7 protein-coding genes are annotated in these 7,269 nt (G+C 60.3%); all 7 read left to right on the forward strand.

What is annotated here, in order from left to right; genetic code table 11:
- Nucleotides 1–777 (forward strand): F0F1 ATP synthase subunit beta (atpD, locus tag ACT8II_RS05995; protein ID WP_443813330.1); only part of this gene is annotated, 777 nt, incomplete at its 5' end.
- Nucleotides 778–780: 3 nt separating this feature from the next.
- Nucleotides 781–1,179 carry an ATP synthase F1 subunit epsilon gene (gene atpC, locus ACT8II_RS06000; RefSeq protein ID WP_199588944.1) on the forward strand — a complete coding sequence of 133 codons (399 nt, stop codon included), beginning with the start codon at nucleotides 781–783 and terminating at the stop codon, nucleotides 1,177–1,179.
- Between the two features lie 83 nt (nucleotides 1,180–1,262).
- Nucleotides 1,263–2,546 (forward strand): UDP-N-acetylglucosamine 1-carboxyvinyltransferase, encoded by a 1,284-nt coding sequence (murA, locus tag ACT8II_RS06005; protein ID WP_118654405.1) that lies wholly within the window; start codon nucleotides 1,263–1,265, stop codon nucleotides 2,544–2,546.
- Between the two features lie 19 nt (nucleotides 2,547–2,565).
- Nucleotides 2,566–3,705, forward strand: a complete 1,140-nt coding sequence (locus ACT8II_RS06010; RefSeq protein WP_118654406.1) for an LCP family protein — start codon at nucleotides 2,566–2,568, stop codon at nucleotides 3,703–3,705.
- A gap of 146 nt (nucleotides 3,706–3,851) precedes the next feature.
- The gene (pepT, locus tag ACT8II_RS06015; protein ID WP_443813332.1) at nucleotides 3,852–5,081 is read left to right on the forward strand and encodes a peptidase T; all 1,230 of its coding nucleotides are present in this window, start codon (nucleotides 3,852–3,854) and stop codon (nucleotides 5,079–5,081) included.
- A gap of 60 nt (nucleotides 5,082–5,141) precedes the next feature.
- A complete protein-coding gene (locus ACT8II_RS06020; protein ID WP_118654408.1) occupies nucleotides 5,142–5,570 on the forward strand; it encodes a metal-dependent transcriptional regulator in 429 nt (142 codons plus the stop codon).
- A gap of 186 nt (nucleotides 5,571–5,756) precedes the next feature.
- Complete coding sequence (locus ACT8II_RS06025) at nucleotides 5,757–7,154, forward strand: phosphoglucomutase/phosphomannomutase family protein (protein ID WP_118654409.1); 1,398 nt, start codon at nucleotides 5,757–5,759, stop codon at nucleotides 7,152–7,154.
- Nucleotides 7,155–7,269: the final 115 nt, after the last annotated feature.

Consider the following 7,269-nt stretch of genomic DNA (forward strand, 5'->3'; position numbering starts at 1 on the left):
CTGGTCTACGGTCAGATGAACGAGCCTCCGGGAGCCCGTCTGCGCATCGGCCTGGCCGGCCTTACCGAGGCTGAGTACTTCCGCGATCGCGGTCAGGATGTGCTGCTGTTCATCGACAACATCTTCCGTTTCTCCCAGGCCGGTTCCGAGGTCTCGGCGCTTCTTGGCCGTATGCCCTCCGCCGTCGGTTACCAGCCCACCCTGGCTACCGAGATGGGCGACCTGCAGGAGCGCATCACCTCCACTAAGACCGGTTCCATCACCTCGGTTCAGGCCGTCTACGTTCCCGCCGACGACCTGACCGACCCCGCGCCCGCCACGACGTTCACCCACTTGGACGCCACGACGGTTCTCTCCCGCTCCATCTCCTCGCTGGGCCTGTTCCCGGCAATCGATCCGCTGGCCTCCACTTCCGACGCGCTCGATCCCGCGATCGTCGGCGAGGAGCACTACCGCGTGGCCGTGCGCGTCCAGGAGATCTTGCAGGAGTACTCCGACCTTCAGGACATCATCGCCATTCTCGGTATGGACGAGCTCTCCGATGAGCAGCGCCTTACGGTGAACCGCGCTCGTAAGATCCAGCAGTTCCTGTCCCAGTCCTTCCACGTCGCCGAGAAGTTCACCGGCAACCCGGGCGTCTACGTGCGCGTCGAGGACACGGTTCGCTCCTTTGCCGCCATCATCGACGGCGAGTGCGACGATCTGCCCGAGCAGGCGTTCCGTTACGCCGGCACCATCGACGACGTGCGCGAGCGCGCCGCCAAGATGGGGGCGTAGGACATGGCCATGCAGTTGCGCATCGTCTGCCCCGAGGAGTGCGTGTTCGAGGGCCCGGTTGCCTACGTGGCCGTTCCCACGACTGTCGGCGAGTTCGGCATCTTGCCACACCATGCGAGCGAGATTTGCACGATTGATGGCGGACGGATTCGCGTCTCCGAGTCGCAGATGGGCGTGACCGATCGCGTCTTCGCGGTCACCGATGGATATGTCCAGGTTGCGAATGACGAGGTCATCGTGCTTGCTGAGCGCGCCCTTGATATCGAAAAGGTCGACGCCGAAGAAGTCTCCGCCCAGATGGCCGGTTTTGAAGACGAGCTGGGGAAAATGTCGGAGAATGATGCACGCCGTGCGTACCTCTATAATGAAATCGCATGGTGCAAGCTGCTGCTATCCCAATAGGGTCAGTGGCGACGCGTTTGACGCGCACAGTTTATGACATCATGCCCGGGGCGACCCGGGCATGTTTTTTGAAAGGGAAGCGCTTGGATATCATCCGCGTTGAGGGCGGGCACGCAATTGAGGGCCGCGTCGTCGTTTCGGGAGCCAAGAACTCAGCGCTCAAGCTCATGGCCGCCACGTTGCTGGCGCCCGGTGCCACGACGCTCGAGAATGTCCCCAATATTTCCGATGTTCATGTGATGGGCAAGGTGCTCAAGCGCATGGGCGCCACGATCGATGTGCTTGATGAGCATACGCTGCGCATCGACACGTCTGCGGTCGACTCATATGAGGCTCCCTATGACTTGGTTGCCAAGATGCGCGCGTCGACTGCCGTGATGGGCCCCCTGCTCGGCAGATTCGGTAAGGCCAAGATTGCCATGCCCGGTGGCTGCAACCTTGGCGCCCGCAAGATCGACATGCACATTCTCGGACTCGAGGCGCTTGGCGTTTCGTTCGATACCGACCACGGCTACATCCACGCTACAGCACCGAACGGACTTAAGGGTACGTCCGTCACGCTTGAGTTCGCCAGCGTTGGCGCTACGGAGAACCTCATCATGGCCTCGGTTAAAGCCAAGGGCACGACGGTGATTGACAACGCCGCCCGTGAACCGGAAATCGTAGACCTCGCCAACATGCTCAACGAGATGGGTGCCCGCATCATTGGTGCCGGCACCCCGGTTGTCACCATCGAGGGCGTCGAGGAGCTATGCCCCGTGACGCATCGCGTGGTGGGTGACCGCATCGAGGCCGGAACCTTCATCGTCGCCGGCGCGCTCGCCGCCGGTCCCGCCGGAATCGAGGTTCTCGGCTTCAATCCGCATCACTTGGGGATGGTCCTCAAGAAATTCGAGAGCATGGGTGTGTGCATCGAGCGCATAGAGCAGGGCGTGCGCGTCCAACGCTGCGAGCGATTTGCCCCTGTTGACATTCAAACCTTGCCGTTCCCCGGGTTCCCCACCGACATGCAGGCTCAGGTCATGGTGCTTTCCGCGCTCGCCGACGGTAACTCCATCATCACCGAGAACATCTTTGAGAACCGCTTTATGTTTGCCTCTGAGCTCGTCCGTATGGGCGCGGACATTCGTGTCGAGGGGCATCACGCCATGATCCACGGTGTTAAGGGCTTCTCCGGCGCGCAGGTTACATCCCCCGATCTTCGTGGCGGTGCCGCCCTGGCCATTGCCGGTCTTGTCGCAGAGGGCTATACGGAGGTGTCCGCTATCCACCATATCGATCGCGGATACGAGCGGTTTGTCGACAAGTTACGCGGGCTGGGCGCCACAGTGGAACGCCTCTCCCTTCCCGATCCCATTGATGACTAACAATTGAGTGCAGGTGTCTATGAGCCGTCGTAAGAAGCCCATCCAGGAGGGACGTCGCCCCTCAACCGGAGCGAGCAGCCGCATCTATAGCCGTGAGAACGTTGGCCGGTATTCCGAACGTGCCCGCCAGCGCCGTCGTGGCCGCATGGTCAAGCGCGGCGTGCTGGGCGGCCTGTTGGCGGTGCTGCTCGTGGGCGTGGTTGGGGTCGGCGCCTGGTTCGTTCGAGTAACGGGAAACCTCTCCGGCAACGGAGTGCTCGGCGAGGGCATCCGGATGATTTTGAACGACTCCGACGTCGCTCGTGAGCCGTTTTACATCCTGCTGCTCGGCACTGACGGTCGCCCGGGCGAAGATACGTACCGCTCCGACTCGATTATCCTCGCCCGCGTCGATCCCACTGAGAAGCAGGCGACGCTCATCTCCATCCCGCGTGACACGATGGTGGTCTATAACGGCGAGACGATGAAGATCAACGCCACCCACTCTGTTGACGGCCCGGAGGGCGTTGTGAAGGCGGTCAATCAGCTGTGTTTTGGTGGCGAGCAGAAGATCTCCCACTACGCCGAGATCAACTTCGAGGGCATGGAACAGCTTATCGATGCGGTGGGCGGCATCGACCTCAACGCGACCGAGGAGGTCGATGATCCCGAGCATCTCGATATCAAGATCGAAACGGGATATCAGCATATGGACGGCGCCACGGCACTCACCTACGCGCGCTGCCGCTATACCTATGCCGATGGCGATTACACGCGCATGCGCCACCAGCGCCAGGTGCTCGCCGCCCTTGCTTCGAAGATTCTCAACGAGCTCGATGCAACGACGGTGATGGGCATTGTCGAGGCGCTCTCCGAGGTCGTCATGACCACGTTAAGCCCCCAAGATATCATCTCCGTTGCCAACGCGATGCGGGGCATGGACGTCGAAAATGACATGTACGTCGCCAACGTCCCCTCGTATGCCGATGATACGACCTACGTTAACGGTGTGAGCTACGTCTTTGTCTACGAGAGCAAGCTCGCCGATATGATGGAGAGGGTCGATGCGGGTGAGAACCCCCAGGGTCCGCAGACCAGTGGACAAGATACTTCAGGCGCCTCCACGGCGGGCGACATCTTGGGGTCGGCCACGTCTGATGGCGAGAACGAGGCGGAGTAGTGGCCGATGGTTCCACGCTGGGGGCGTCGACGTCGCCGGCCCTAACGCCAACACCCTTTGACTCAGAAGCACCCCTGGCATACGCTGGGGGTGCTTTTCGTTTGTATCACGTTGCGCTACATGGCGCCGAGGAAAGGAATGCCCCCATGTCCGATGTGCTCGAGAGGTTCTTGCGGTACGTGCAAGTTGATACCCAGTCGGCAGACGAGCATTGCGATCGCGTCCCGTCAACGGAAATTCAGTTTGACTTGGCGCATATGGTTGCGGAAGAGCTGCGCGGGATGGGTGCCCGCGACGTGACGGTGACGGACCATGCGTATGTGACCGCCTGGATTCCCGCAAGCTCGGGCTCCGAGGAGCGTCCGCGCCTCGGTCTGATTGCCCATCTCGATACCACGGAGCAGGCACCTGGTTTTGGCGTCAAGCCGCATGTGCTCACGTACCAGGGCGGTGACCTAGTGTGTGGTGTGGTGGACGGCGCTCCTGTTTCCATCGCCCCCAGTGTGCTTCCCGCTTTGAACGACCTTGTTGGACAGGACCTGGTCTGCACCGACGGAACGACGCTCTTGGGCGCCGACGACAAAGCGGGTGTCGCCGAGATCATGGCACTCTTCGCCGAGTTGTGCGCGCACCCCGAGACGCCTCATCCCGCCATCGGCGTCTGCCTGTGCCCCGACGAGGAGATTGGACACGGCGCTGAGCTGCTCGACATCGACGGGTTTGGGTGCACCTATGCGTATACCGTTGACGGCGGTCCTCTTGGTGAGCTTGAGTGGGAATGCTTCAACGCGGCAGAGGCTACCGTGAGCTTCCAAGGGTTCTCCATTCACCCCGGGGACGCGAAAGGACGCATGGTGAATGCCGGCGAGCTCTTCCACCGCTTCCATGGATTGCTGCCAGCAGCCCAACGCCCGGAGTATACCGAGGGCTACGAGGGCTTCTATTACCTGGAAGGCGTGAGTGCGACGGTCGAGCACGCGACGGCGCGTTACATCATCCGAGATCACGATGGCGAGAAATTCCAAGCGAAAATCGACCATCTGCTTTCCGCCGCCGCCTTTGTGAATGAGGAACAGGGGCGCGAGCGCGTGAAGGTCGAGATCAAGTACCAGTATCGCAACATGGCAGAGGCCGTGGCCGATTACCCCGAGCTTATCGATCAGGCGAAAAAAGCTTTTGAGGACGCCGGCGTCACCCCAAATGTCATCCCCATCCGCGGCGGTACGGACGGAGCACAGCTTTCGTTCCGCGGCCTGCCGTGTCCCAATTTGTCGACCGGAGCGTATTGCTGCCACGGCGTGAATGAGTTCATTCCCGTCCTCTCGCTCGAGAAGATGGTGGAGGTCCTCAAGCATCTGGTCGCCCGCTTCGCATAGCGGGCAGAGTCCGGCGCCGATGCGTTGCCGCCGGAAATGGTAGAGAAGGGAACAAACGCCATGGAGCATGACGAGTTCACAGCTGAGCCCCATCTGACGACGGCAAACGAGGACTATCTCGAGTGTATTGTTCGAATCGAGGGAGAGAACGGCGGAGAAGTCGAGGGTGGTATTCGTTCGGTAGACATCGCTCAGCGCCTTGAGGTGTCAAAGGCATCGGTCAACAAGGCGATCACCGCGCTCAAAGCGCAGGGCATGGTCGAGCAATCTCACTATGGCAGAGTGCGTCTGACATCTCAGGGGCGCGAGATTGGCTCCGCCGTCTGGCGCCGTCATCGCATGTTGCGCGCCTTTCTCGCGGGCGAGCTCGGAGTCGACTTTGAGCGCGCCGATGCCGAAGCGTGTTTGATGGAGCACGCGCTCTCCGAGGACACGATGAATCGCTGGTTGGCCTATCTCGAATCGTCGGGAATCACCATAGAAGGGTAAGGCGAGATAGCGGACGACGGTCGCCCGCGTTGGGACGTGTTCCCAGCGCGGGCGATTGTTAGTTTGCGAGCCCCATCCTTACACTTTGCTTAGATTTCACCGCCTGCGGTTGGCGCGCCTTGGTTGGGGTATACCGAACAATGCATTGACGCGATGACATAATCACCGTAAGGGGTGCATACGCGCATGAGCGAAATAATACGATTTGGAACAGATGGCTGGCGTGCGCGCCTTGATGGTGATTTCACCAACGATAACGTGGTGCGAGTTGCAGATGCGGCGGGTGCTCTTTGGGCACGCCGCGCAGCTGGTGCGCTGGTGTATGTTGGGTACGATGCACGTCCTGGTGCACGTGAGTTTGCGCGCCTTGCAGGCAAGGTCCTTGCGGCGCACGGTCTGGCGGTCAAGGTTTCCGATAGGCACGTTCCCACGCCCGCGTTGGCGTGGACAGTCGCCCGGGATGACCGCGCTGTGGGCGGCTTGATGGTGACAGGTTCGCATAGCCCCGCAGACTATCAGGGAATCAAGCTGCGCATGGCGGATGGTGGTGTGGGGTCGGACGATTTCTACGAAGAACTACAGCGCATCATCGATTCCGATCCAACGCTTGCCCGCGGGGCAATCGCCGAGACGGACTTTCTTACGCGCTATTTAGACCATCTGTATGCAATGGTGGACACCGAGGCAATCGCTGCGGCGCAGTTACGGGTCGTATACGATCCGTTGTACGGATCGGCAAGTGGCTGCTTCGCCGATTTGCTGCGTGCCATGGGGGCTGATGTGACCGAGATCCATGGTTCGCCAGATGAAGAGACCGATGGAACCCATCCCGAGCCTATTGAGCCTTGGGTTGACGACTGCGAGCGCGAGGTTGTCGCGTGTGGCGCATGTGCGGGGCTTGTCAACGATGGGGATGGCGATCGCATTGGCGCGGTGGACGAACACGGCAGATTTGTGAATTCGCAAAAGGTCATAGCTCTCATTCTCGGTCACTTATGCCGCAACCGAGGATGGAACGGGCGCGTGGTGCTCAACACGACGTCGTCGATTCTCACGCGAAGGGTTGCACGTGAGCTGGGATGTAAGCTCTCCATAAAACCCGTTGGTTTCAAGCATATATATAGTGAGATGAAAAAACGGGACGTGTTGCTAGGGGGCGGAGAGTCAGGAGGTGTGGGCATTGCCCACCATATGCCGGAGCGCGATGGCCTTCTGGTCAACCTTCTTCTCTGTGAGGCGATGGCGGTGACGGGGAAGTCACTTGCGGAGCTTGTAGACGAGCTGGAAAGCTATTTCGGGCGGTATTACTATGCTCGCCGCGACCTTCGAATAGACCCGGAGATTGTCGAAATGCTCCGTACGGTCTTACCAGGACTCAACCCTCCGATGGTGGCAGGTCGAGTTCCGGTGCACGTGAGTCATATGGATGGGTTGCGGCTGGAGTTCGATGACGAATCGTGGATCCTGCTAAGGCCTTCCCAAACTGAACCGCTCATACGCGTATATGCAGAAGCGCAGACGATCGAAATGCGGGACGAACTGCTGGATGCGGGGATAGATCTCGCTCATGGCGAGTTTACATAGGAGCAAAGTTTCCCGCCAGTTATGTGCAAAATGTGGAGACGAAGATAGTCGCCCACGCGCCCCTCCGACTCTGGCAATATATCTCCTTGCCGCGCGGGTGGCCGAGTGAAGACGA

It is taken from the genome of Collinsella sp., from assembly GCF_052346665.1.
In the GTDB taxonomy this organism is placed as follows: domain Bacteria; phylum Actinomycetota; class Coriobacteriia; order Coriobacteriales; family Coriobacteriaceae; genus Collinsella.

Coding starts and splice junctions, on each gene's coding strand:
- ACT8II_RS06020 (WP_118654408.1), top strand. CDS start 5,142: ATGGAGCATGACGAGTTCACAGCTGAGCCCCATCTGACGACGGCAAAC.
- ACT8II_RS06025 (WP_118654409.1), top strand. CDS start 5,757: ATGAGCGAAATAATACGATTTGGAACAGATGGCTGGCGTGCGCGCCTT.
- pepT (WP_443813332.1), top strand. CDS start 3,852: ATGTCCGATGTGCTCGAGAGGTTCTTGCGGTACGTGCAAGTTGATACC.
- ACT8II_RS06010 (WP_118654406.1), top strand. CDS start 2,566: ATGAGCCGTCGTAAGAAGCCCATCCAGGAGGGACGTCGCCCCTCAACC.
- atpC (WP_199588944.1), top strand. CDS start 781: ATGGCCATGCAGTTGCGCATCGTCTGCCCCGAGGAGTGCGTGTTCGAG.